The organism is Pseudoflavonifractor sp. An184, from assembly GCF_002160305.1.
Lineage (GTDB): Bacteria > Bacillota > Clostridia > Oscillospirales > Oscillospiraceae > Lawsonibacter > Lawsonibacter pullicola.
Genome location: NZ_NFKI01000011.1, coordinates 22,323 through 44,555, shown reverse-complemented (window position 1 = coordinate 44,555; position 22,233 = coordinate 22,323). Strand labels below are relative to the sequence as shown.

Here is a 22,233-nt window from a genome sequence, read left to right as displayed (position 1 = left end):
ACAACCGCTAAAGGAGCTGCATCTATGTCCCTATACGCCATCGGAGATACCCATCTGTCCCTGGGGGCGGACAAGCCCATGGACATTTTCGGCGGGGGGTGGGCCGGTTATGTGGAGAAGCTCAGGGAGGGCTTTTCCCAGATCGGCCCGGAGGACACGGTGGTCCTGTGCGGAGATCTGTCCTGGGGCATGAGCCTGGAGCAGGCAAGAGAGGACTTTGCCTTTCTGGACGCTCTGCCCGGCGGGCGGAAGATCCTGCTGAAAGGAAACCACGACTACTGGTGGACCACCGGGGCCAAGATGGAACGATTCTTTGCCGAAAACGGGTTCAGCACCCTGGAAATTCTGCACAACAACTGCCGCCTGTACGGCGAAGTGGCCCTGTGCGGGACCCGGGGCTGGTTCTATGAGGAGGAGCGGGGCGAACACAGCACGAAAATCTTCAACCGGGAGCTTTTACGCCTGGAGGCGTCCCTGAAGGCGGCGGGGGAGCGGGAGAAGTTCTGCTTTCTCCACTACCCGCCCCTGTACCAGGGGTACCGCTGCCAGGAGATCCTGGACCTGCTGGAGCGGTACCGGGTGAGCCGGTGCTACTACGGCCATCTCCACGGGGGAAGCCACCGCCTGGCCTTCTCCGGGAGGCTGGGGACGGTGGAGTACCACCTGGTGGCGGCCGACTATATCGGCTTCCAGCCGAAAAAAATCCTGGATTAGCGAAAAATTCCTGGGAAAAAACGAAATTTGGGCTGGTCAAACCGGCCTGTATCTGGTAAAATATCGTCTCGAAAGTATACGGCGCGGCGGCTGAGCGCTTGAGGAACGCCGCCTCGCGCCCACAGGAGGAAGAATTCATGAAGGTCACCAACGTAGAGAAAAAAGAAAACAGCACCGTGGAGCTGACCATCCAGGTAGAGCCGGATGCGTTTGAGGCCGCGGTTCAAAAGGCATATCTGAAGGCCCGCAAGAACATCGCCGTCCCCGGCTTCCGGAAGGGCAAGGCCCCCCGCAAGATCATCGAGGGCATGTACGGCACCGCCGTGTTCTATGAAGAGGCCATCAACGACGTCTATCCCGCCGCCTATGAGGCCGCCGTGAAGGAGCAGAACCTGGAGGACATGGGCCACCCGGTCATGGACATCGTGGAGGTCAACAAGGAGAAGGGCCTCATCTTCACCGCCCTGGTCTCCGTCCGCCCCGAGGTCACCCTGAAGGCCTACAAGGGCCTCACCGCCCCCAAGGCCGAGGTGAACGTCACCGACGAGGACATTGAGAATGAGCTGCAGCCCTATATCCGCCGGGCCACCCGCCTGGTGTCCGTGGACCGGGAGGCCCACATGGGCGACACCGCCGTCATCGACTTCGAGGGCTTTGACGACGGCAAGCCCTTCGAGGGCGGCAAGGGGGAGGATTACAGCCTGGAGATCGGCTCCGGCTCCTTCGTCCCCGGCTTCGAGGATCAGCTCATCGGCCTGAAGGCCGGCGACGAGAAGGATCTGGACATCACCTTCCCCGAGGACTATGTGCCCGACCTGGCCGGCAAGAGCGTGGTCTTCAAGGTAAAGGTGAAGGAGGTCAAGGAGCCCCAGGCCCCTGAGGTGGACGACGAGTTTGCCAAGGACGTGTCCGAGTTTGAGACTCTGGCCGACTTCAAGAAGGACCTGGGCGAGAAGCTGCAGCAGCGCCGCACCGCCGAGGCCCAGAACGACTTTGAGAGCGCCGTGCTGGATCAGCTCATCGACAACCTGGAGGCCGACATCCCCGACGGCATGGTGGAGACCCAGCTGGACAAGATCATGGACGAGTACGCCATGCGCATGTCCGGCCAGGGCATGTCCATGGACGACTATCTGAAGATGATGGGCATGACCCCCGAGATGCTCCGCACCTCCGCCAAGCCCTCCGCCCTGCGCCAGGTGAAGACCCAGCTGGCTCTGGAGGCCGTGGCCGCCGCCGAGAACATGGAGGTCACCGAGGAGGAGTGCGAGGCCGAGGTCGGCAAGCTGGCGGAGCAGTACAAGCTCACCCCCGACCAGGTGAAGGCCGCCGTCTCCGTGGACGCCCTGAAGCAGGACCTGCTGCTCCAGAAGGCCTCCAAGCTGGTGGTGGACGAGGCCAAGGTGGGCGAGGCCCCCAAGAAGGAGGAGGCCGCCGCCGAGGAGAAGCCCAAGAAGACCACTCGCAAGAAGAAGACCGAGGAGGCCGCCGGCGAGGAGCAGCCCGCCGAGGAGAAGCCCAAGCGCACCCGGAAGAAGAAGACCGAGGAGAGCGCTGAGGAGCCCAAGGCGGAGTAAGAGAGAGACAGTCGACCCGGGGCGGCTCAGGCCGCCCCGGGTGGATTCACATCCAGGGAGCGGAGAAAAAAGCTCCCATTTCCCTGAAACATGGAATCATGTTCCGGTCCGGCGGGCATACTTTTGTATCACCGTCTAAAAAGGAGTATTATCTATGAGCTTAGTTCCCTATGTAGTAGAGCAGACCAACCGGGGAGAGCGGTCCTACGACATCTTCTCCCGTCTGCTCAACGACCGCATCATCTTCCTGTCTGAGGAGGTCAACGACACCACCGCCTCCCTGGTGGTGGCCCAGCTGCTGTACCTGGAGAGCCAGGACCCGGACAAGGAGATCCAGTTTTACATCAACAGCCCCGGCGGGTCTGTCACCGCCGGCATGGCCATCTACGACACCATGCAATATGTGAAGTGCGACGTGTCCACCATCTGCATCGGCCTGGCCGCCAGCATGGGGGCCTTCCTCCTGGCCGCCGGCACCAAGGGCAAGCGTCTGGCCCTGCCCAACGCGGAAATCATGATCCACCAGCCCTCCGCCGGCACTCAGGGGCAGATCACCGACATGGCCCTCCACCTGAAGCGCCTGGAGGTGGTCAAGAGCCGGATGAACCGCATCCTGGCCGAGAACACCGGCAAGAGCGTGGAGCAGGTCACCGCCGACTGCGAGCGGGACAACTTCATGACCGCCCAGGAGGCCCTGGAGTACGGCCTGATCGACAAGGTCATCGAGAAACGGTGAATTGGAGGGGCGCGCGGGACATTCCGCCCTCTCCCACCGCGGAAACTATGAGGTAAGAGATTCATGGCAAAAAACGACGAAAAGCGCGCCATCCGCTGTTCCTTCTGCGGCAAGCACCAGGATCAGGTCCGCCGGCTCATCGCCGGCCCCGGCGCCTATATCTGCAACGAGTGCGTCCAGCTGTGCATGAGCATCCTGGAGGACGAGAGCGACCTGATCCAGGACTCCGCCGCCGGGGAGATTCCCGACGCCATCCCCACCCCCCGGGAGATCCACCAGGTGCTGGACCAGTATATCATCGGCCAGGAGGCTGCCAAGGTGGCCCTGTCGGTGGCGGTATATAACCACTACAAGCGCATCTACTTCGGCGGCGGCGACGACGTGGAGCTCCAGAAGAGCAACATCCTGCTCATGGGCCCCACCGGCTGCGGCAAGACCCTGTTCGCCCAGACTCTGGCCCGGGTGCTGAAGGTGCCCTTCGCCATCGCCGACGCCACCACCCTCACCGAGGCGGGCTATGTGGGCGACGACGTGGAGAACATCCTCCTGCGTCTGGTCCAGGCTGCCGACTACGACATCGAGCTGGCCGAGCGGGGCATCATCTATATCGACGAGATGGATAAGATCGCCCGGAAGAGCGAGAACACCTCCATCACCCGGGACGTGTCCGGCGAGGGCGTGCAGCAGGCCCTGCTGAAGATTCTGGAGGGCACCGTGGCCAACGTGCCGCCCCAGGGCGGCCGGAAGCATCCCCACCAGGAGTTCATCCAGATCGACACCAAGAACATCCTGTTCATCTGCGGCGGCGCCTTCGAGGGCATCGACAAGATCATCGAGGGCCGCCTGGACAAGCGCTCCATGGGCTTCGGAGCGGAGATCCAGAGCAAGAAGGAGCGCAACGTGGGTGAGCTTTTGAAGGAGATCCAGCCCCAGGACCTGCTGAAGTTCGGCATCATTCCCGAGCTGGTGGGCCGCCTGCCCGTCATCACCACCCTCCAGTCCCTGGACCGGAAGCAGATGGTGCAGATCCTCACCGAGCCCAAGAACGCCCTGGTGAAGCAGTACCAGAAGCTGCTGGAGTACGACGACGTGGACCTGGAGTTCACCCAGGACGCCCTGGAGGCGGTGGCCGGCCGGGCGGTGGACCGGGGCATCGGCGCCCGGGGCCTGCGGGCCATTCTGGAGGAGGTCATGAACAAGATCATGTACGACGTGCCCTCCGATCCCACCATCGCCAAGGTGACCATCACCGCCCCCTGTGTGACCGAGGGGGCCCAGCCGGAGATCATCCGGGACCCGGAGCGGCAGGCCCGCCTGCCCCTGGGCAAGGCCGCCCTGCGGCCGGAGCGGGGCGGAATGCCCGGCACCAACGTGGGCTGAGGCCCGCAAATCAATTTGAAACTGAACAGCCCCGCGGTCCCTCCAAACGGCGGGCCGGGGCTGTTTTTTCAAACTTGAGCGGCGGGGGAGGGGGACTCACCCGGCCGCCTGTGTTCAGATCCCAGAGAGGAAGTGAGAACCATGAAGAAAGAATGGACGATGGAAGAGACCGTCAAGATGCCGGTCATTGCCCTGCGGGGGCTGACCGTGTTCCCCAATGTGCTCATCCACTTCGACGTGTCCCGGGAGATCTCCATCAAGGCGCTGGAGGAGGCCATGGCCTCCGGCGATCCGGTGTTCCTGGTGGGGCAGAAGGACATCGGGGTGGAATACCCGGAAGCAAAAGACCTTTACACCGTCGGCACCGTCTCCAACGTGCGCCAGATCCTCCGCACCCCCGGCGACAACGTGCGGGTGATGGTGGAGGGGGGCGCCCGGGGCAGCCTGAAGCGGCTGCTGCGCTCCGCTCCCTTCCTGGAGGCGGAGGTGCAGCCCATCCAGGAGGAGAAGGCGGGGCAGAACTCCGCCAAGACCGAGGCCCTGATCCGCTCCACCTATGAGATGTTCCGCCAGTACACCGAGCTGGCTCCCAAAACGGCCCCCGACCTGCTTATCAACGTGCTGGCCAGCGAGGACCCGGGGTATATCGCCGACTTTATCGCCCAGAACATCGCCATGCGCAACAGCGACAAGCAGGCCATCCTGGAGGAGCTGCGTCCGGTGCGCCGCCTGGAGCGGCTCTACCGCCTGCTCACCCGGGAGGTGGAGATCCTGGGGCTGGACATGGAGATCCAGAACCGGGCCCGGGAGCAGATGGCGGACAACCAGCGGGACTACTACCTGCGGGAGCAGATGAAGGCCATCCAGGCCGAGCTGGGCGAGGGCGAGGGCGGCGGCGACTCGGAGATCGGGGACTACCGCAAGAAGATCGCCGAGGCCAAGCTCCCCGACGAGGTGCGGGAGAAGCTGGAGAAGGAGCTGGGCCGGCTGGCCAAGCAGCCCTTCGGCTCCTCCGAGGCCACCGTGCTGCGCAGCTATCTGGACGTGTGCCTGGAGCTCCCCTGGGGCAAAAAGACCCGCGAGCGGGTGAGCGTGGAGGCTGCCCGGAAGGCCCTGGACCACGACCACTTCGGCCTGGACAAGGTGAAGGAGCGCATTCTGGAGTTCCTGGCTGTGAAGCAGCTGGCTCCCGACTTAAAGGGGCAAGTCATTTGCCTTGTCGGCCCTCCCGGCGTGGGCAAGACCTCGGTGGCCATGTCGGTGGCCCGGGCCATGAACCGGAAGCTCGCCCGCATCTCCCTGGGCGGCGTCAGCGACGAGGCGGAGATCCGGGGCCACCGGAAGACCTACGTGGGCTCCATGCCCGGCCGGATCATCGCCGCCATCAACCAGGCGGGGAGCTGTAACCCCCTGATCCTGCTGGACGAGATCGACAAGCTGGGGCGGGACCACCGGGGCGACCCGGCCGCCGCCCTGCTGGAGGTGCTGGACGTGGAGCAGAACAGCACCTTCCGGGACAACTTTCTGGAGGTGCCCTTCGACCTGTCCGACGTGCTGTTCATCACCACCGCCAACACCACCGACACCATCCCCCGGCCCCTGCTGGACCGGATGGAGGTCATCGAGCTGCCCAGCTACACCGACGAGGAGAAGCTGCAGATCGCCAAGCGCTACCTGCTGCCCAAGGAGATGAAGCGCCACGGTCTGGAGAAGAGCCAGCTGAAGGTGTCCGACGGGGCCATCCGGGCCATGATCGTCTCCTACACCCGGGAGTCGGGCGTCCGCGTGCTGGAGCGCCGGATCGCCGGCATCTGCCGGAAGGCGGCCATGCGCTTGGTGTCCGACGGGGACGTGAAGCAGGTGAAGGTCACCGACAAGGATCTGAAGGACTTCCTGGGGGCCCCCCGGTACTACCCGGAGCGCCAGGTGCTGGAGGAGCGCGTGGGCGTGGTCAACGGCCTGGCCTGGACCTCGGTGGGCGGCGAGCTGCTGGAGGTGGAGGTCAACGTGGTCCCCGGCTCCGGCAAGGTGGAGCTCACCGGTAACCTGGGGGACGTGATGAAGGAGTCCGCCCACGCGGCCCTCAGCTTCATCCGCAGCCAGGCGGACCGGCTGGGCATCCCCGCCGACTTCTATAAAGAGAAGGACATCCACGTCCACTTCCCCGAGGGGGCCGTGCCCAAGGACGGGCCCTCCGCCGGCATCGCCATCACCACCGCCATGGTGTCCGCCCTCACCGGGGCCCCTGTGAAGCGGGGCGTCGCCATGACCGGCGAGGTGACCCTGCGGGGCCGGGTGCTGCCCATCGGCGGCCTGCGGGAGAAGACCATGGCCGCCCTGCGCAACGGCATCCAGACGGTCATTATCCCGGCGGACAACGCCAAGGACCTGGATGAGATCGACCAGACGGTGCGCAATGCCCTCCACTTTGTGCTGGTGGACCAGGCGGACCAGGTGCTCTCCGAGGCCATCCGCACCCCCGGCGGGGAGGCGGAGGTGAGCCGCGCCCTGGCGGACAACCTGCCCGGCGGCAAGAGCCGGGGGGCTGCCCGCCTGCGCCAGTGAGGAGGGAGCCATGCCCATTAATTTACAGAAGGCGGAGTTCATCCTCTCCGCCGCCTCCCCCAAGGACTTTATCCGGGATGAGCTGCCCCAGGTGGCCTTTGCCGGCCGCTCCAACGTGGGCAAGTCCTCCGTCATCAACCGGCTGCTGAACCGGAAGAATCTGGCCCGGGTGGGGGCCGCCCCCGGCAAGACCACCCACATCAACTACTTCAATATCGACAGGGCCTTCTATCTGGTGGACTTGCCCGGCTACGGCTACGCCAAGGTGTCCAAGGGCGAGCGGGACCGGTGGGGCAAGCTCATGGAGAGCTACTTTGCCGACCGGTCCCAGATGACCCTGGGGGTCATGATCGTGGACGCCCGCCACAAGCCCACGGCGGACGACTGCACCATGGCAAAGTGGTACCGGGACGCGGGCTGCCCCGTGGTGGTGGTGGCCAACAAGCTGGACAAGCTGAAAAAGAGCGAGGTGGAAGGAAACCTCCAGCGCATCCGGGAGACCCTGGAGCTGGGGGAGGACACCCCCTTGATCCCCTTCTCGGCCGAAAAGGGGACGGGCAAGGAGGAGCTGCTTCGCATCATCCTGGCCAGCGTCAAGGAAGTTTAACAAGACATTGCAGCGCCCCGGTTCCCTGTGCGGTACCGGGGCATTTTTATGGAGAGGAGGGAGGAGCATGGTGATTCTGCTGGCCGGAGCCACCCACACCGGAAAGACCCGGATGGCCCAGAAGCTGCTGGAGCGGTACCAGCTCATCGACCGGGCCTATCCTGAGGAGCTGGAGCTGTGAGGGAGGCGGCCGCCCCGGAAAATTTTCCCGGTCCGGTTGCGTTTTTTGGAAAAGCCGGTATAATAAAACCGAAACGACGCTCAGGTCTGGGCGCAGAACAGAGAAAAGTGAGGACAAAACTATGGATTATGCCAAGGAATCCCTCCGCCTCCACGGGGAGTGGAAGGGAAAAATCGAAGTGATCGCCACCGTGCCCGCCAACGACAAGGAGTCCCTGTCCCTGGCCTACACCCCCGGCGTGGCCCAGCCCTGCCTGGAGATTCAGAAGCACCCGGAGAAGAGCTATGAGCTCACCCGCCGCCACAACCTGGTGGCCGTCATCACCGACGGCACCGCGGTGCTGGGCCTGGGCGACATCGGCCCCGAGGCCGGCATGCCCGTGATGGAGGGCAAGTGCGTCCTCTTCAAGCGCTTTGCCGACGTGGACGCCTTCCCCCTGTGCGTCAAGACCAAGGACGTGGACGAGTTTGTCCAGACCGTCTACAACATCTCCGGCTCCTTTGGCGGCATCAACCTGGAGGACATCGCCGCCCCCCGGTGCTTTGAGATCGAGCGCAAGCTGAAGGAGAAGTGCGACATCCCCGTCTTCCACGACGACCAGCACGGCACCGCCATCATCGCCCTGGCCGGCCTCACCAACGCCCTGAAGGTGGTGGGCAAGAAGAAGGAGGACGTGAAGGTGGTGTTCTCCGGGGCCGGTTCCGCCGCCATCTCCATCACCAAGCTGCTGCTCCAGGCCGGGTTCCAGGACATCACCCTGTGCGACAAGTTCGGCGCTCTGTACGAGGGCAACCCCGAGATGAACTGGGCCCAGCAGGAGATCGCCAAGGTCACCAACCGGGAGAAGAAGCAGGGCAAGCTGGCCGACCTGATGGCAGGGGCCGACGTGTTCATCGGCGTGTCCGCCCCCAACCTGGTCACCCCCGACATGGTGCGGACCATGAACCAGGACGCCATCGTCTTCGCCTGCGCCAACCCCACCCCGGAAATCTTCCCCGACGACGCCAAGGCGGGGGGAGCCCGTGTGGTGGCCACCGGCCGCAGCGACTACCCCAACCAGATCAACAACGTGCTGGCCTTCCCGGGCATCTTCCGGGGCGCCCTGGACGTGCGGGCCAGCGACATCAACGAGGAGATGAAGATGGCCGCCGCCCAGGCCCTGGCCGCCGTCATCCCCGACGAGGAGCTCTCCGAGGACAACATCATCCCCAAGCCCTTCGACCCCCGCGTGGTCCCCGCCGTGGCCCAGGCCGTGGCCGAGGCCGCCCGCCGTACCGGCGTTTCCAGAATCTGACCTACTTTTCTTGGAAGAAAAGTAGGCAAAAGAACTTTCTGCAAAACTTCGTTTTGCCTCTGTGAGGACTGTCAGGTTTCGGAGGGAAAGATAGTGTGAAAGGAAACCGTCAGGGTTTCCTGGATGTGAATTGGCCGAAGACCAAGAGAAGCCGGCCTGGGCCGTTCACGTGCAGTCATTCCGCGTTTCACAGCGAAGAAGAGAATGCGGTGCAAAAGAACGTTATGTCCCTGGTTTCCTGAAAGAAAAGAAGCAAAAAACTTTGTGAGACTTTCCCAGGAGGTATTTTATGAGGGCACTCGATTATCTGTTTTTGCTGGGCGTGCTGTTTCTTCCGTCGTTAATTTATGATTTGCTTTTTGGACATGAAGCGTTTCGAAATCTGCTGCGGGATAAAATTCGCTTGATTGAGCTTTGTGTGATTTCTTTCGTTTTAGTTGGAATAGTGCGGCTTGTTTTAGCCGGCTATCTTATGATCAGCCAGCTGCCTCTGGCCGCGAAATTTTAATCGTTGGAACCAACCGGGCGGGGGAGGAGTGCATCCCTCCTCCGCCTGTTGGCATATCACGAAGAAAGGCGGGAAGCGCGGTGAAGCGTGGACTTGAGGAGGCCTCCTAAAATCCAAACAATTTTAGGAGGTAAATGAGATGAACTTTACACCAGTGGACTGGAATACCTGGGAGCGTGCGGAGGTGTTCCGCCACTTTATCCGGGATCTGCGCTGTGTCATGAGCCTGACGGTGGAGGTCGACATAACCGATTTTCTGCGGGCCGTCAAGGGGAGAGGTCTGGCCTTCTACCCGGCCATGATCTGGGTGGCCAGCACGGCGGTCAACCGCCGGGCGGAGCTGCGCATGGGCTGGGATTCAGCGGGAAATCCCGGCATTTGGGATGTGGTCTCCCCGTACTACGCCCAATTTCACCGGGAGGACAGCCGGTTTGCGAAACTGGTCACCGAGTACGACCCGGACTTCTCTGTCTTTTACGAACGCTTTCAGGAGGATCAGGCCCGTTTTGCAAGCTGCCGCGGTTTTGACCAGCGGGAGCTTCCACCCAACACCTTTGACCTGTCCTGCCTGCCCTGGGTCCACTACAAATCCTTTGACATGCACATCTTTGATGAGGGAACGTATCTGGCTCCGGTGATCACCTGGGGCAGATATGAGGACGACGGGCGGAGAAGGATTACCCTGCCGCTGTCTCTGAATATCCACCACGCGGCGGCGGACGGCTTCCACCTGTGCCGCTTCTTTGCCGATGTGGAGGAAGAGCTGGCAAAATTTTAGCCTGGCTCTCCCACTGCAACAAGGAGGTTGAAGAGGGATGTGGACGTAAATCGCCGTTTTTATCAGTTGATCCGAATTTTCGCTGCGGCATGGGTGCTGTCTGTGGCGGTGTTTTGGCTTTTTTGCAGAGACCCGCAGATGGCGATGCTCCATGTCATAGTGGTGCAGTACCTGTTCCTGCCGGTGCTCACCCTCCTCCTGTCGTTTTTCCTGGGCAGAGAGGGACTGTCCATCCCACAGGCCGGGTGTGTGCTGCTGGGCTTCTCCGCCGCATATCTGCTGTGCCGTCTGCTCACCCTGTCCCTGCTGGAATATCTCCTCTCTGGCGACGCCGCGCTGCCGGGCCGGTACGATATCCTTGCGATTCTGTTCCTTTCTGCCGTTGGGCTTCTGATCGGCGCGGCGTCAAAAAAGAAACATTTGACTTGACGCTTCCCTGAGTGCTGCACCATAGCTCCCCGGCAATCGGGCTTGTGGATATGCCCAGGGAAAAACGCCCCGGGAGCGTTGGCTCGGAACCCCAGGCGCAGGCACAGAACTGCACCAGCTGAAATTTTTGCAAACCCAGGGCCCAGTGGCCCGGTGGGAATTTAGATCGTCACTCAGATTTTGCGCGCCGGAAATTTTGCTGAATGATTCAGTAATGCGTCCCTCGTAATGGGGGTCCGGGGGTAAGCGGTCCTATGGGCACGAAGTGCCCGTCGGCCGCGTCCCCCGGGGGCGTTTTGGTCACTTTGCCGCCATGGGCAAAGTGACCCGCCGCCTGGAACCGGGTTCCAGAAAAACAGCAAACTCTTCCCTGGCGGCGGAATCACAGCACACTCAGAATGCTGTGCTCTGCGCCTAAAAACACAGCCGAAAAAGGAAACCGCCCCTTGACAATCCCTCAAAACTGTGTTACAGTTCCCTTACTGCGAGGAAAAGGATGTTAGCAGAGCGCGTCCCTGCCCAGAGAGCCCCCGGTTTGGTGGAAGGGGGAGAGGGAGTTCTGTGAAGTTACCCCTTGGAGCAGCCGCCTGAACAGCCGGGAAAGAGGCCCAGTAGGGGACAGGCCGGGTTCGCCCGTTACCGCGTGGGAGTTTTGGAGAACTCCGTGAGGCCCGCCGCCGCGAGGGGCGGGCGAACCAGAGGTGGTACCGCGTTTATGTCAAATGCCCTCTGTCCGGAAAACCCGGGCAGAGGGTTTTCTGTTTGTCCCAGCTTGTGTTTGGAGGATTGGAAGAAGCTATGGAAGTGAGTCGGCGGACCGGGGTGCTGTTCGTTTTCATCGCGGCGGTGCTGTACAGCATCGGCGGACTGTGCATCAAGGTGATTCCCTGGAGCGGAATCGCCATCAACGGCGGGCGTACCGCCATCGCCCTGGTGGTGATCGGAGCGTTTCTGGCGGCCACCAAGCACCCGCCCAGGCTGAACCGCTGGATTTTCCTGGGGGCTGTGTGCGTGTTCGGAACCAACCTGCTGTATGCGGTGGCCAACAAGCTCACCACGGCGGCCAACACCATCGTGCTTCAGTTCACCGCCCCCATTTTTGTCATCGTGTTCTCCCTGCTGTTCTGGCACAAGCGGCCCAGGAGGCTGGACCTGATCGCCTGCGCGGTGGTGTTCGGCGGAGTGTTGTTCTTCTTCGTGGACAGCCTGGAGATGGGGGGCGGCCTGGGCAACTTCCTGGCCCTCCTGTCCGGGGTGTCCTACGCCGGGGTCTTTCTGATGAACGACATGCCCGACAGCGACGCCCTCTCCTCGGTGTTCTGGGGGGAGGTCCTCTCCTCGGTGACCGGCCTGCCCTTCCTGATTCAGGAGACGGAGTTCCCGCCCACCGCCATCCTCAGCCTGGTGGTCCTGGGGGTGTTCCAGGTGGCGCTGGCCTATATCCTGCTGGCCATCGGCCTGAAAACCACGCCCCCGGTGATGGCCAGCCTGGTCTCCGGCATCGAGCCGGTGCTCAACCCCATTCTGGTGGCGGTATTCTATCAGGAGTATATGGGCCCCTTCGCCCTCATCGGTGCGGCGGTGGTCATCGTGGGCGTGGTGGGGTACAATGTGATCCAGGCCCGGCAGGGGGCCAAGGTATAGGACCTCCCCACGGGGAAAACAAGAGAAACGTATGCAAGACTGGTAGGGCGCGACGACCCGGCGCGCCGTAAACGGCGGAAAAACGCGGCGCGCCCGGTGGTCGCGCCCTACCGGAAGCCAAATCCCAATTTCAGTGATTATAAAACAAAGGAGTAAGATCGATGACCTGTTACGAAGAACTGAAAGCCCGCGGACTGATTGCCCAGGTGACCAACGAGGAGGAGATCTCCAAGATGGTCAACGAGGGGAAGGCCGTTTTCTATATCGGCTTTGACCCCACCGCCGACTCCCTCCACGTGGGCCACTTCATGGCCCTGTGCCTGATGAAGCGGCTGCAGATGGCGGGCAACCGGCCCATCGCCCTCATCGGCGGCGGCACCGGCTATATTGGCGACCCCTCCGGCCGCACCGATATGCGCAGCATGATGACCCCCGAGACCATCCAGCACAACTGTGACTGCTTCAAAAAGCAGATGGAGCGCTTCATCGAGTTCGGCGAGGGCAAGGCCCAGATGGTGAACAACGCCGACTGGCTGCTGAAGCTCAACTATATCGACCTGCTGCGGGACGTGGGCGCTTGCTTCTCGGTGAACAACATGCTCCGGGCCAAGTGCTATGAGCAGCGCATGGAGAAGGGCCTGTCCTTCCTGGAGTTCAACTATATGATCATGCAGTCCTACGACTTCTACTACCTGTTCCAGCACTACGGCTGCAACATGCAGTTCGGCGGCGACGACCAGTGGTCCAACATGCTGGGCGGCACCGAGCTCATCCGCAAAAAGCTGGGCAAGGACGCCCACGCCATGACCATCACCCTGCTCCTCAACTCCGAGGGCAAGAAGATGGGCAAGACCGCCAAGGGCGCCGTGTGGCTGGACCCGGAGAAAACCTCCCCCTACGAGTTCTATCAGTACTGGCGCAACGTGGGGGACGACGACGTGCTCAAGTGCCTGCGCATGCTCACCTTCCTGCCCCTGGAGCAGATCGACGAGATGGACAGGTGGGAGGGCAGTCAGCTGAACACCGCCAAGGAGATCCTGGCCTTTGAGCTCACCAAGCTGGTCCACGGCGAGGAGGAGGCCCAGAAGGCCCAGGACGCCGCCAAGGCGCTGTTTGTGGGCGGCGGCGACATGAGCAACGTGCCCGCCACCACCCTCACCGAGGCCGACCTCACCGACGGCTCCATCGGTATCCTGGATCTGATGCTCAAGTGCAAGCTGGCCCCTTCCAAGAAGGAGGCCCGCCGCCTGGTGGAGCAGGGCGGCGTGGAGGCCAACGGCGAGAAGGTTGCCGACGTGGCCCAGAGCTACACCGCCGCCGACTTCCAGGGCGACGGCCTGATGCTCAAAAAGGGCAAGAAGGTCTTCCATCGGGTGCAGATGTAATTTTGTTTTGGGCTTTCAAACTATGAAAGCGCCCCCGGTTCCGGCGGTTTTTGCGGAACCGGGGGTTTTCTGTTTTTTATATAAGCCTTCCCCTTGGGGGAAGGTGCCCCAGTGCGCACACTGGGGCGGATGGGCAGATTTTGGATCGGGTTTGTTATACGCAGGGGGAATTTCGCCGCCCGCGGGCGGCGAGTTACTTTGCCCCCGGCGGCTCGTCGTCGCAAAGTCCGCTTGTCTCCGTTTCCGCCTGACGGCGAAAACTGCGACCGCTCCCTTGCTCCTCCTCTTCCCGGCGAACCCGCTGCGCTGGGCTTCACCGGGAGCAACGATGGATTGGGCAAAACGCCGCCGGGGACGGCTCAAAATGGGCACTCCGTGCCCATATTCGCCTTTCCCCGGACCCCGTTTACGGGAGCGCTCTCCTGATAGATGCTGCAATATTTCCGGCGCGCAAAATCTGAGTGGCCATCTAAATTCCTGCCGCCCCACTGGGGGCTGGCTAAGAGGAAAATTAAAGCCGGTGCGATTTCCGTTCTGCGCCTGGCTTTGCCGAGCAGTCGTTTGCTGTCGCTGGGCGTAGGGGCGGCACACCGGGCCGCCCAATTTCGATATGAAATTATACCTGCTGTGTGTAGGGGCCGATGTCCCCATCGGCCCGTCGTCGGGGGTGTTGCCGGGGAGATGGGATTGTTTTTGAGTGCACTGTGGGGGTGTTTCCGCCTCTTTCGTTCATCGATACACCCGTTCCAGCCGCGCCCCCAGGCGGGAGAGCAGCTCGTTGGTGATGGTGCCGCACCGGACGGCCAGCTCCTCTGCCCGCAGCTCCTTGGACCCGTCCCGGCCGATGAGGGTGACCACATCTCCCGGGGCGGCCTCGGGCAGATCGGTCACGTCCACCAGCAGCTGGTCCATGCACATCCGCCCCACCATGGGGCAGAAGGCCCCCCGGATGAGCACCCGGCCGCCCTTCTGGGGCAGGTTCCGGGGCAGGCCGTCGGCGTATCCGATGGTGACCACGGCCAGCCGGGTCTCCCGCCGGGCCTGAAAGGCCAGGCCGTAGCCCGCCCCCTGGCCGGGCCGGAGGGTGCGCACCGAGGCCACCCGGGCCCGGAGGGTCAGGACCGGCTTCAGGGGCAGGCGGCGCTGGGTGGGGGAGAGGTCGCTGTATACCCCGTACAGGGCGATCCCCGCCCGGGCGTAGTGACAGGGCTGGGGCGGCAGATTGAGCATCCCGTAGCTGGCCTGGATATGGACCGCTCCCGGGTCCAGGCCCTGCTCCCGCATCCAGTCCAGTGTGCCGTAAAAGCGGGCGAGCTGCTTCTGAGTAAAGTCCACCTGGTCCGGCTCCAGGGAGTCGGACACGCACAGGTGGGAGAAGGCGCCGGTGATGCGCAGGTGTTTCAGCCGGTACAGCCGCTGGATGGCCGCCCGGTCCTCCGCCGGGACGCCCAGGCGGTGCATCCCCGTGTCCAGGGCCAGGTGGACTTGGACCGATTTCCCCTGGGCGGCCAGGGCCCGGCCGTGGGCCTCGTCGGCCACCGTCTGGGTGAGATGCCACCGCCGGAGCAGGGGGACCTCCCGGGGCGGGGTGTAGCCCAGGATGAGGATGGTCCCCCGGACCCCGTGCTTTCGCAGGAAAATGCCCTCGGACAGGGAGGCCACGGCGAAGGCCCGCACCCCCTCCCTCCAAAGCCGCCGGGCCGTTGGAACCGCCCCGTGGCCGTAGCCATCCGCCTTTACCACCGCCATGAGCCGGCACTCCGGGGAGAGGGTGCTCTCCAGGGTCCGGGCGTTGCGGGCCAGGGCCTCCAGGTCCACCTCCGCCCAGGCACGGCCACGCGGATCGGGCCGGATGGGCCGCAGTCCGTCCAGTGCCAGCGCCATCCCCACGGTGAGGGCCAGCACGGCGCAGAAGTGGCCCAGGCTGTTTTGTACGAAAATGCCCTCCAGGCCCGCCGCCTCAGCGCCGCCCCGCACCAGTACGATGGACCAGGGGTGGAGGAGGTAGACCAGCAGGGACGCCCGCCGGGCTTTTTTGTCCTCGCCCCGGTTCTCCCCCAAGAGCAGTGAGAACAAAAAGGCCATGCACAGGGGGAGGAGCAGGTACATGCTGTCGTGGCGGGGCCAGTCGAGGCCCCGGAGCCAGAGTGCCTCCAGGCTCATGCCCAGGAGGGACAGGACGAACCCCGCGGCGGAGGTCCGGCGGCTCCACCGGAGTCCCGCCGCTCCCAGCAGAAGAAAGAGGGGGGCGAAGAACAGGCCGTTCCGGGTGTAGGAGAACACCAGAAAAATGCCGTCATACAGGGTTTTCAGCGCCGGGACAGCGGCTGTAAAGCCATAATAGCTGTCACCGCCTGCGCCCACCAGATAGAGGAGCCCGGCCAGGGACAGGGCTACGGGGGCGGGGAGCCGGGCCAGATTCCGCGCGATCACCACTCCCAGGAGGACCGCAGGAAAGTACCAAAGGTGGTACAGCGTGCCGTCCAGCAGCAGCTTCTGGAGCCACTGGAGGGGGGAGGCGAAGCCCCCGTTGTACCAGTTTAAAGGCAGGTAGAGGACCACCGCCAGGGCGTACACCAGGGCGGTCTTTTTCAGAAATTTCCCCGTGTGCGCCCAATTTCTTTGGGAGAGAAAATACCCGCTGACCATGAAGAAGAAGGGGACGGCCACCCGGGCCAGCACCCGGGTGAGCCAGAAGTCCGCCCCCGGCGCGAAGGAGTCCAGAGGGGAGGTGTGGTTGCACACCACCAGAAGGGCGGAGAGCAGGCGGAACCGGTCCAGAGCGGGGGAGAGACGCTTTCCGCTCATAGTCCGCCCTCCCACAGGGTGAGGATGAACCCGCCCTGGTTATCCCCGGAGATCTGCCAGCAGCCCTCGGGGACCTCCGTCTGAATCTCCTCTCCGGGACAGGGGAGCCAGGACACCCGGGCGGTGCGCTCGTTAGACAGGCGGCATACCTTTACACCGCTTTGCAGGAAGGGGACGTACTCCTCCAGGCACAGGCGGTTCTCCTCCATGAGCAGAGCGTGGGGCACCCCCACATACCGGAAGTGCCAGGGCTCCCCGGCGATGCGGGTGACCGCCTCCTTCTCCCGGCGGTAGCGCTGAATGAAGCCGTATCGGGCGGCCAGGCGGCGGAAGGTCCCGCAGGGACCCTCGTCGGGAAAGTCGGGGCGGATGAAGTCAATGCTGGGGGCGGCCTTGGCCAGATCCATGGCCAGGCCGGTCTGGTGCTCACTGCACCCGGGGAAGGCCACATACTGCCGGGTGAAGGCCTCCCCCTCTTTTGCTAAGGTGTCGTCCCAGATGGATTGCTGTTCTCTAAAGCTGCGCCAGCCGGACACGGGGACGATGGTCCCCCGGCCCCCGGCGGCCTGGATGCAGGCGGACAGGAGTTTTCCCGCCCGGCGCTCCATGCGGATGTCCGGATAGGCGGCGTCCAGGGGGATGAGTTCGGGCGTTCCGGTCTCCTGGAGAGGGTGGTCCCGGTTCACCAGGATCAGGGGCCCGCGAAAGCTCTGGGACCGATGGAGGGTAAGGCGTTTCATCCTGTCACCCCCAGCGTGATGATCCGGTCCACCAGGGCGGAGAAGTCCAGCCCGATCCCCTTCATCATGGTGGGATAGCGGCTGTGGGAGGTGAAGCCGGGGATGGTGTTTACTTCATTAAAGACGATCTTCCCCACCGGGGTGAGGAACAGGTCCACCCGGGCGAACACCCGGCAGTCCAGGGCCCGGTAGATGACCTTGGCCGCCGCCTGAATCTCCGCCGCCTTTTCCTGGGGAATCCGGGCGGGGCAGTGGATGGCGGAGGTTTTCAGGGTGTACTTCTCCTCAAAATTGAAGAAGCCGCCGGACAGCTCGATCTCGTCCACCAGCCCCACGGTGAGCTCCCCGTTGCCCAGCACGGCGCAGCCCACCTCAAAGCCGGGGACGGCCTCCTCCAATAAAACCTCCCGGTCGTGGCGGAAGGCCCCCTCCACGGCGGGGATGAGGCCCTCCGGCCCTTCCAGCCGGGTCACCCCGAAGGAGGAGCCCGCCCGCACCGGCTTGACGAACAGAGGATAGCCGATGGATCGGGCGGCCTCGGCCAGGGCTTCCGGGTCATAGGGGCGGGTGACCACCGTCCCCTTTGGGACGGCCACCCCCGCCAGGGCGGCCAGCTGGTGGGAGCGGACCTTGTCCATGCACAGGGCGCTGGACAGGGCGCCGCAGCCGATCACCGGCACTCCCGCCAGCTCAAAGAGCCCCTGGATGGTGCCGTCCTCCCCGTTCTTCCCGTGGAGCACCGGAAAAATAGCTGTAAAGGGAATTTCCTATTCACTTCCATCCAACAGGAGAAGAGTACAGTTTCCACGGTCCAGCCGCAGGGTGCAGGGGACGCAGGCCGGGCTCTCCAGCCACCGGTCCTGGGGGATGGCCTCCAGGGGGCCGGGGTACCAGTACCAGGCCCCCTCCCGGGTGATGCCCACCGGGATGGGGCGGTATTTTTCCGGGTCCATGTGGGAGAGGACGGCGTGGGCGGACTCCAGCGACACCCCGTACTCGGTGGAGCACCCGCCGAACAGCACCAAAATATCCATGGGTTTCATAGAAAAGACCTCCTAAACGGCAAAACGCCTTGCTTGGATGATCCAATCGTACCAGAGCAAGGCGTTTTTTGTTTGAAGGTTTTCCCATGGGGAGCTTGTGATTTTCCCGAAAAATTCTTGCGAATTTCTTACGGAGACAGAAAAATTCCAGCCGCCGGCACAGCCGGCGGCTGGTGTTCGGTTACAGGGAAGTCTTGATGCGCTCCACGGCCTGGCGGGTGGCCTCCGCGTCGCCGAAGGCGGTGAGGCGGATGTACCCCTCGCCGCTGGGCCCGAAGCCCGCGCCGGGGGTGGTGGCCACGTTGGCCTGATCCAGCAGCAGGTCGAAGAACTCCCAGGAGCCCATGCCGTTGGGAGTTTTCAGCCAGATGTAGGGGGCGTTCACACCGCCGAAGCAGGTGAGACCGGCGGCGGTGAGGCCGTCCCGGATGACCTTGGCGTTGTTCTGGTAGTAGGCGATGGCCTCCCGGGTCTGCTCCTTGCCCTCGGGGGTGTAGATGGCGGCCGCGCCCCGCTGGACCACGTAGGGCACCCCGTTGAACTTGGTGCACTGGCGGCGGTTCCACAGGGCGTTGAGCTTGGCCCCGTCCCGCTCCAGCTCCATGGGCACCACGGTGTAGGCGCAGCGGTTGCCGGTGAAGCCGGCGGTCTTGGAGTAGGACCGGAACTCGATGGCGCAGGTGCGGGCGCCCTCCACCTCATAGATGGTGTGGGGCACGTCCTCCTCGGTGATGAAGGCCTCGTAGGCGGAGTCGTACAGGATGACCGCGCCGTTGGCGTTGGCATAGTCCACCCAGACCTTCAGCTGCTCCTTGGTGGCCACCGCGCCGGTGGGGTTGTTGGGGAAGCACAGGTAGATGATGTCCACCTTCTCCTTGGGAGGCTGGGGGGTAAAGCCGTTCTCCTCCACACAGGGCATATAGACCAGCTTGGACCAGCGGCCCAGCTCGGCCTGGTACTCGCCCGCCCGGCCGGCCATGGCGTTGGTGTCCACGTACACGGGGTACACCGGGTCGCACACGGCCACTACGTTGTCCGTGCCGAAGATGTCGCCGATGTTGCCGCAGTCGCTCTTGGCGCCGTCGGAGACGAAGATCTCCTCGGGCTTCATATCCACGCCCCGGGCGGCGTAGTCGTGCTGGGCGATGGCCGCCCGCAGGAAGTCGTAGCCCTGCTCGGGGCCATAGCCGTGGAAGCCCTCAAAGGTGCCCATCTCGGTGACGGCCTGGTGCATGGCCTCGATGACCGCGGGGGCCAGGGGGCGGGTCACGTCGCCGATGGACAGCTTGATGATCTTGGCCTCCGGATGGGCGGCGGAGTAGACGGAGATCCGCCGGGCCACCTCGGAAAACAGGTAGTTGCCGGGGAGCTTCAGGAAGTTCTGATTTACCTTTGTCATATGCTGCACTCCTTTTTCAGGCAGGATTTGTGTGCCATGTCTGTTATTATCCCCGATGGAAAAGCCGTTGTCAATGTCTAATTTGCCCGTGTTCCGCCTGGGGAGATTGGATTTTCGGTGTTTTTATTGGTAATAGCCCGAAAGGCCGATTCCGATGGTCTCCCAGTGCTCCGCCCGGCGCCGGTCCCGCTCCACATCCGGGTTGTTGAGGGTAGGGATGCCGTCCGCCTCCATCTCCGCAATCATCTCCTGGACGTCCTTGGGGAGGATGGAGCGGTAGACCCCCACGCTGATGTTCAGGAAGGCGTAGGAATAGCCCTGCTCGCGGTCGTCCACCGGGCCGTTGTTGCGCCGGGTGAACTCCTCGATCAGCTCGTCGGCCCCGGTCTGGAAGGCGGGCAGGCCGTAGATGGTGGGCTGGAGCCGGCCCTCCAAGCCCCCTAAAAATTCGATAAATTCCAACCGGCCCGACTGGTCAAAGTCCAGGCGCAGCTCGCTTTCGGCGTAGTACCACTGGTCTCCTTGGAACTCCTCCGCCGGACCCAGCAGGGCCTCCGCCTGCTCCTTGGAGGCGGCGAGGGGGAGGAGCTGTTCCCCCAGCCGCAGGCCCTCCAGGGGGAGCAGCTCCAGGGGCGTGGAATACAGGTCCATAAAACCACCTCGTTTTTAAGACTTGAATTTGCTGCCCCTATCCTACCACAGATCAGAAGCATTTCCCAGGCTTCCCAAGCCCGGAAAAGTGTGATACAATAAACTGATTTCGTTTGCGCAGAAAGTTCAGGGAGGGCGGCATGATCGTATTGGGCATCGATCCCGGGGTGGCCACCATCGGCTTTGGGGTCATCCGGGCGGAGCGGCAGAAGAACACCTTGATCCAGTACGGGGTCATCACCACCCCGCCGGGCATCCCCCTGTCCAACCGGCTTTTGCAGATCTCCAGCGACATGGAGGAGCTGATCCGCACCTTTCACCCGGACGAGATGGCGGTGGAGGAGCTCTTCTTCACCAAAAACATCACCACCGGCATCGCCGTGGCCCACGGACGGGGGGTCATCCTCCTGGCGGCGGAGAAGCTGGGGGTCCCCATCTTCGAGTACACCCCCATGCAGGTGAAGCAGGCGGTGGTGGGCTACGGGGGGGCGGACAAGCGGCAGGTGATGCTCATGACCCAGCGGCTGCTGGGCATGAAGCAGATCCCCCGGCCCGACGACGCCGCCGACGCCCTGGCCATCGCCATCTGCCACGGCCGGTCGGCCACCAGCCTGCTGAACACCGAGCGGGCCTTTGACCCAAGCCGGTATGACACGCGCTGAAGGCGCATGTCAGAGTGGAGAGTTGAGAGTGAAGAGTGGAGATTCCGATCTTCTAAAACTCTCCGGTTGCCTGAACGCTTCTCTCCACTCTCAACTCTTCACTCTCCACTCTCAACCAAAAAGGGGTTTGTTTCATGTTCTACTATCTCAGCGGCACCGTGGCCCATGTGGAGCCCTATCTGGCCGTTATCGACTGCGGCGGGGTGGGCTACGCCTGCCGCACCACCAGCTACACCCTGTCCGCCCTGAAAAAGGGGGAGAAGGGGAAACTCTTCACCTATCTGAGCGTCCGCCAGGACGGGGTGGACCTGTTCGGCTTCGCCACCCAGGAGGAGCTGAACCTGTTTCAGCAGCTCACCTCCGTGTCCGGCGTGGGACCCAAGGCGGCGCTGTCCATCCTGTCCGCCAGCACCCCGGCCAATCTGGCTCTGTCCATCATCACCGGGGACGAGAAGGCCCTCACTGTGGCCCAGGGCATTGGCAAAAAAATCGCCCAGCGCATCATCCTGGAGCTGAAGGACAAGCTGGCCAAGGGCCAGACCGTCTCCATCCAGGGGGAGAGCTACGGCGGCTCCGGCATCACCGTCATCCCGGAAAACAAGCTGTCCGAGGCCTCCGCCGCCCTGGCGGTGCTGGGCTACTCCCAGGGGGAGATCAACCTGGCCCTGAAGGGCGTCGACCTGGACGCCCTCACTCTGGAGCAGGTCATCAAAGAGGCCCTGAAGAAGATGATGAAGGGATAAAATTCCATCTGGAGACGCAGGAAAATGGCTCAGTTTGAATGTGTGTTTCCCAGTGCCTATTCATTTGACGATATTTTGCAGTATTTCCATGCCCATCTCACCAAAAACCACGGGGAATACACCGGGGGCAGCGACTATGCCTCCGGCCGCGTCCGGGTCGCCGTCCGGGTGTATGAGCGGTACAGTGTGATGGGGGACAACTATCTGAGCCTGACAGTGACGCTGGTCAACGACGGTGGAGATACCTTCGCCTCCGCCATCTCCGCCGCCGGGCGGGGAAACGGCCTGGGGGTCGTTTTCAACTGGGGCGAGGACAAATTTTTGGAGATTTTTTCCGACGGCGCAAACATGTTTGAGGGAATGAAGGTCCTGAAAAAGGGTTAGAAGGA

At 63.2% G+C, this 22,233-nt stretch carries 19 protein-coding genes and 1 pseudogene; 15 read left to right on the top strand and 5 right to left on the bottom strand.

The window, feature by feature from the left end:
* The first annotated feature begins 24 nt into the window (after positions 1-24).
* The 12 genes from B5F19_RS05770 to tyrS all read left to right on the top strand — a co-directional run bounded on the left by B5F19_RS05770 (position 25) and on the right by tyrS (position 13,798).
* Positions 25-714, top strand: coding sequence for a metallophosphoesterase (locus tag B5F19_RS05770; protein ID WP_087288860.1), 690 nt, complete (start codon positions 25-27; stop codon positions 712-714).
* Positions 715-851: 137 nt separating this feature from the next.
* Complete coding sequence (gene tig / locus B5F19_RS05765; protein ID WP_087288858.1) at positions 852-2,291, top strand: trigger factor; 1,440 nt, start codon at positions 852-854, stop codon at positions 2,289-2,291.
* Positions 2,292-2,445: 154 nt separating this feature from the next.
* Positions 2,446-3,027: an ATP-dependent Clp endopeptidase proteolytic subunit ClpP gene (gene clpP, locus B5F19_RS05760; RefSeq protein WP_087288855.1), complete on the top strand. Its 582-nt coding sequence runs from the start codon at positions 2,446-2,448 to the stop codon at positions 3,025-3,027.
* A 63-nt stretch (positions 3,028-3,090) separates the two neighbouring features.
* Positions 3,091-4,407: an ATP-dependent Clp protease ATP-binding subunit ClpX gene (gene clpX / locus B5F19_RS05755; RefSeq protein WP_087288853.1), complete on the top strand. Its 1,317-nt coding sequence runs from the start codon at positions 3,091-3,093 to the stop codon at positions 4,405-4,407.
* A gap of 141 nt (positions 4,408-4,548) precedes the next feature.
* The gene (gene lon / locus B5F19_RS05750; protein ID WP_242972714.1) at positions 4,549-6,972 is read left to right on the top strand and encodes an endopeptidase La; all 2,424 of its coding nucleotides are present in this window, start codon (positions 4,549-4,551) and stop codon (positions 6,970-6,972) included.
* Positions 6,973-6,982: 10 nt separating this feature from the next.
* Complete coding sequence (gene yihA, locus B5F19_RS05745; protein ID WP_087288852.1) at positions 6,983-7,579, top strand: ribosome biogenesis GTP-binding protein YihA/YsxC; 597 nt, start codon at positions 6,983-6,985, stop codon at positions 7,577-7,579.
* A 302-nt stretch (positions 7,580-7,881) separates the two neighbouring features.
* Positions 7,882-9,054, top strand: coding sequence for a malic enzyme-like NAD(P)-binding protein (locus B5F19_RS05740; RefSeq protein WP_087288850.1), 1,173 nt, complete (start codon positions 7,882-7,884; stop codon positions 9,052-9,054).
* Positions 9,055-9,343: 289 nt separating this feature from the next.
* Complete coding sequence (locus tag B5F19_RS05735; protein WP_087288849.1) at positions 9,344-9,562, top strand: hypothetical protein; 219 nt, start codon at positions 9,344-9,346, stop codon at positions 9,560-9,562.
* A gap of 139 nt (positions 9,563-9,701) precedes the next feature.
* The gene (locus tag B5F19_RS05730) at positions 9,702-10,340 is read left to right on the top strand and encodes a CatA-like O-acetyltransferase (RefSeq protein ID WP_087288847.1); all 639 of its coding nucleotides are present in this window, start codon (positions 9,702-9,704) and stop codon (positions 10,338-10,340) included.
* A gap of 138 nt (positions 10,341-10,478) precedes the next feature.
* Positions 10,479-10,769: a hypothetical protein gene (locus B5F19_RS05725; RefSeq protein ID WP_140394170.1), complete on the top strand. Its 291-nt coding sequence runs from the start codon at positions 10,479-10,481 to the stop codon at positions 10,767-10,769.
* Between the two features lie 798 nt (positions 10,770-11,567).
* Positions 11,568-12,413 (top strand): EamA family transporter, encoded by an 846-nt coding sequence (locus tag B5F19_RS05720; RefSeq protein WP_087288843.1) that lies wholly within the window; start codon positions 11,568-11,570, stop codon positions 12,411-12,413.
* Between the two features lie 161 nt (positions 12,414-12,574).
* Positions 12,575-13,798, top strand: a complete 1,224-nt coding sequence (tyrS, locus tag B5F19_RS05715) for a tyrosine--tRNA ligase (RefSeq protein ID WP_087288842.1) — start codon at positions 12,575-12,577, stop codon at positions 13,796-13,798.
* A gap of 729 nt (positions 13,799-14,527) precedes the next feature.
* Here the strand turns inward: tyrS and vanT are convergent.
* The 5 genes and pseudogenes from vanT to B5F19_RS05690 all read right to left on the bottom strand — a co-directional run bounded on the left by vanT (position 14,528) and on the right by B5F19_RS05690 (position 20,439).
* Positions 14,528-16,606: a serine racemase VanT catalytic subunit gene (vanT, locus tag B5F19_RS05710; RefSeq protein WP_087288840.1), complete on the bottom strand. Its 2,079-nt coding sequence runs from the start codon at positions 16,604-16,606 to the stop codon at positions 14,528-14,530.
* Positions 16,603-17,346: a D-alanyl-D-alanine carboxypeptidase family protein gene (locus tag B5F19_RS05705; protein ID WP_087288838.1), complete on the bottom strand. Its 744-nt coding sequence runs from the start codon at positions 17,344-17,346 to the stop codon at positions 16,603-16,605. Before B5F19_RS05705 ends, vanT begins: the two co-directional genes overlap by 4 nt.
* Positions 17,343-18,389: pseudogene (gene vanG, locus B5F19_RS05700) on the bottom strand (D-alanine--D-serine ligase VanG). Before vanG ends, B5F19_RS05705 begins: the two are co-directional and overlap by 4 nt.
* A gap of 181 nt (positions 18,390-18,570) precedes the next feature.
* A complete protein-coding gene (locus B5F19_RS05695; protein WP_087288836.1) occupies positions 18,571-19,788 on the bottom strand; it encodes an LL-diaminopimelate aminotransferase in 1,218 nt (405 codons plus the stop codon).
* Between the two features lie 123 nt (positions 19,789-19,911).
* Positions 19,912-20,439, bottom strand: coding sequence for a hypothetical protein (locus B5F19_RS05690; RefSeq protein WP_087288834.1), 528 nt, complete (start codon positions 20,437-20,439; stop codon positions 19,912-19,914).
* A gap of 140 nt (positions 20,440-20,579) precedes the next feature.
* On the opposite strand from B5F19_RS05690, the gene ruvC reads away from it, so the two are divergent.
* The 3 genes from ruvC to B5F19_RS05675 all read left to right on the top strand — a co-directional run bounded on the left by ruvC (position 20,580) and on the right by B5F19_RS05675 (position 22,228).
* Positions 20,580-21,101, top strand: coding sequence for a crossover junction endodeoxyribonuclease RuvC (gene ruvC / locus B5F19_RS05685; RefSeq protein WP_087288832.1), 522 nt, complete (start codon positions 20,580-20,582; stop codon positions 21,099-21,101).
* Positions 21,102-21,235: 134 nt separating this feature from the next.
* Positions 21,236-21,844: a Holliday junction branch migration protein RuvA gene (gene ruvA / locus B5F19_RS05680; protein ID WP_087288830.1), complete on the top strand. Its 609-nt coding sequence runs from the start codon at positions 21,236-21,238 to the stop codon at positions 21,842-21,844.
* Positions 21,845-21,868: 24 nt separating this feature from the next.
* A complete protein-coding gene (locus B5F19_RS05675; RefSeq protein ID WP_087288828.1) occupies positions 21,869-22,228 on the top strand; it encodes a DUF6054 family protein in 360 nt (119 codons plus the stop codon).
* The last annotated feature ends 5 nt before the right edge of the window (positions 22,229-22,233 follow it).

Coding starts and splice junctions, on each gene's coding strand:
- B5F19_RS05770 (WP_087288860.1), top strand. CDS start 25: ATGTCCCTATACGCCATCGGAGATACCCATCTGTCCCTGGGGGCGGAC.
- tig (WP_087288858.1), top strand. CDS start 852: ATGAAGGTCACCAACGTAGAGAAAAAAGAAAACAGCACCGTGGAGCTG.
- clpP (WP_087288855.1), top strand. CDS start 2,446: ATGAGCTTAGTTCCCTATGTAGTAGAGCAGACCAACCGGGGAGAGCGG.
- clpX (WP_087288853.1), top strand. CDS start 3,091: ATGGCAAAAAACGACGAAAAGCGCGCCATCCGCTGTTCCTTCTGCGGC.
- lon (WP_242972714.1), top strand. CDS start 4,549: ATGAAGAAAGAATGGACGATGGAAGAGACCGTCAAGATGCCGGTCATT.
- yihA (WP_087288852.1), top strand. CDS start 6,983: ATGCCCATTAATTTACAGAAGGCGGAGTTCATCCTCTCCGCCGCCTCC.
- B5F19_RS05740 (WP_087288850.1), top strand. CDS start 7,882: ATGGATTATGCCAAGGAATCCCTCCGCCTCCACGGGGAGTGGAAGGGA.
- B5F19_RS05735 (WP_087288849.1), top strand. CDS start 9,344: ATGAGGGCACTCGATTATCTGTTTTTGCTGGGCGTGCTGTTTCTTCCG.
- B5F19_RS05730 (WP_087288847.1), top strand. CDS start 9,702: ATGAACTTTACACCAGTGGACTGGAATACCTGGGAGCGTGCGGAGGTG.
- B5F19_RS05725 (WP_140394170.1), top strand. CDS start 10,479: ATGGCGATGCTCCATGTCATAGTGGTGCAGTACCTGTTCCTGCCGGTG.
- B5F19_RS05720 (WP_087288843.1), top strand. CDS start 11,568: ATGGAAGTGAGTCGGCGGACCGGGGTGCTGTTCGTTTTCATCGCGGCG.
- tyrS (WP_087288842.1), top strand. CDS start 12,575: ATGACCTGTTACGAAGAACTGAAAGCCCGCGGACTGATTGCCCAGGTG.
- vanT (WP_087288840.1), bottom strand. CDS start 16,606: ATGAGCGGAAAGCGTCTCTCCCCCGCTCTGGACCGGTTCCGCCTGCTC.
- B5F19_RS05705 (WP_087288838.1), bottom strand. CDS start 17,346: ATGAAACGCCTTACCCTCCATCGGTCCCAGAGCTTTCGCGGGCCCCTG.
- B5F19_RS05695 (WP_087288836.1), bottom strand. CDS start 19,788: ATGACAAAGGTAAATCAGAACTTCCTGAAGCTCCCCGGCAACTACCTG.
- B5F19_RS05690 (WP_087288834.1), bottom strand. CDS start 20,439: ATGGACCTGTATTCCACGCCCCTGGAGCTGCTCCCCCTGGAGGGCCTG.
- ruvC (WP_087288832.1), top strand. CDS start 20,580: ATGATCGTATTGGGCATCGATCCCGGGGTGGCCACCATCGGCTTTGGG.
- ruvA (WP_087288830.1), top strand. CDS start 21,236: ATGTTCTACTATCTCAGCGGCACCGTGGCCCATGTGGAGCCCTATCTG.
- B5F19_RS05675 (WP_087288828.1), top strand. CDS start 21,869: ATGGCTCAGTTTGAATGTGTGTTTCCCAGTGCCTATTCATTTGACGAT.